1 protein-coding gene is annotated in these 1,821 nt (G+C 72.0%); it reads right to left on the bottom strand.

What is annotated here, in order from left to right:
* A partial coding sequence (locus AB0G02_RS38135; protein WP_360804762.1) for a BTAD domain-containing putative transcriptional regulator occupies positions 1-1,365 on the bottom strand: 1,365 nt, incomplete at its 3' end.
* Positions 1,366-1,821: the final 456 nt, after the last annotated feature.

Consider the following 1,821-nt stretch of genomic DNA (forward strand, 5'->3'; position numbering starts at 1 on the left):
CTCGTCCAGCGACAGCACGTCGACCGCGATCGGGCGGGCACCCGACAGCGCGACCAGCTCGGGCAGCTGCGACCGGCTGGTCACCACGACGCCGCACCCCGGCGTGCCCGGCAGCAGCGGCGTGACCTGCTCGGCGTCGCTGGCGTCGTCCAGCACCAGCAGCACCCGCCGGTCGGCCAGCCGCGCCCGGAACACGGCGGAGCGGGCGTCGAGGCCTTCCGGGATGGCCGTGGCGTTCATCCCCGAGGCGCAGAGCAGCTCGGTCAGCACGTCGGCGGGACGGCGCAGCCGGTCGCCCGCGCCGCCGAGCCGCACGTACCACTGCCCGTCCGGGAAATCGGGTCTGAGGCGGTGCGCCACCCGGACCGCGAGCACGGTCTTGCCCGCGCCGGGCGAGCCGGACAGCCGCACGACGGGCACGGCGGTGCCGGGCGTGCTCGGCTTGAGCACCTCGAGCATCCGGGCGATCACCTCCGACCGCCCGACCAGGTCCTCGGCGTCGGAGGGCAGCTGGCACTGCACGACCCACGGGCCCGACTTGACGCCGCCGACCTCGCCGGCGGGTTCGGTCCCGGCGGCGCGCGGCGGGGACCCGGAGGACGGGGACTCGACGGCCCGGCCCTCCGCGCGGGGTGCCGCGGTCAGCGCCGGGTCGCCGCTGAGGATCGCCTGGTGCAGGCGGGACAGCTGCTCACCGGGGTCGATGCCCAGCTCGTCGCTGAGCAGGCGGGCGATCGTGCGGTAGGCCTGCAACGCCTCCGCCTGCCGCTCGCAGCGGTACAGGGCGATCATCAGCTGGGCCCACAGCCGCTCCCGCAGCGGGTGCTCGGCCGACAGCTCGCGCAGCGCGCCGATCACGTCCGCGTGGTGGCCGAGGAGGAGCTCGATCTCGAACCACCGCTCCGCCAGCCGCAGCCGCTGCTCGACCAGGACGGGCGCCTGGTCCTGCTGGAGCGGGAACGACGGCACGTCGGCCAGCGCCGGTCCGCGCCACAGCGCCAAGGCCTTCTGCAACAACGCCGACTCGGCCACCACGTCGTCGTCGTTGCGCGCGGCGACGGCCTGCTTGGCCAGGCGCTGGAACCGGCTGACGTCCAACCGGTCCGGGCCGACCTCGATGAGGTACCCGCCCGGGAGGGTGCTGATCACCGCCTCCCGGCCGTCCTGGACGCCGTCGAGGAACCGGCGCAGCCTGGCCACGTGCACCTGGAGGGCGGCACGGCCGTCCACGGGCGGCCGGTCCTCCCACAGGTGCGTGATCAGCTCCTCGCTGCGGACCAGGAAATTGGCGCGCAACAGCAGCGACGCCAGCAACACCCGCTGCTTCGGCGCCTTGATGTGCACGACCGTCCCCCCGGCGCGCACCTCGAAAGGCCCGAGTAAGCGGAACTCGACCATTTCGCCCCATTCCCCCTCGACACGCGGGCCGTGCGGTTCCGGTCGGCGATTCCAATTGGCCTGGCGGACACCGATCCGCCGGCCGGCGAAAAATCCCCTGCTCACTCTTCATTTATTCCAACCGGTGGCCGGCGGCGGAAATCATGCTCGTCGAGGCTCGCCATGAATTCTCCCCGCTGATGATCATAGCACAACGGAGGTAGTTACGTGCTGAATCACCGGAGTGCGCGCATCGTGCGCGACTCGCTTGGACTATTCGCGTTGATCTAGGAATCCGCCGGCGTCGATGTGCCCGGAGTGTTGGTATTCGTGCACTTCAGGGCGTCCCGCAGTGGCGGTGAAAGGTGGTTGAAAGCGGTACGTGGAAGAGTCTGCGGCGTCCGAGGGGGGACGAGCAGCCCGGCGCGGACCGACGGGTCCGCG

Source organism: Actinosynnema sp. NPDC023658, assembly GCF_040639995.1.
In the GTDB taxonomy this organism is placed as follows: domain Bacteria; phylum Actinomycetota; class Actinomycetes; order Mycobacteriales; family Pseudonocardiaceae; genus Actinosynnema.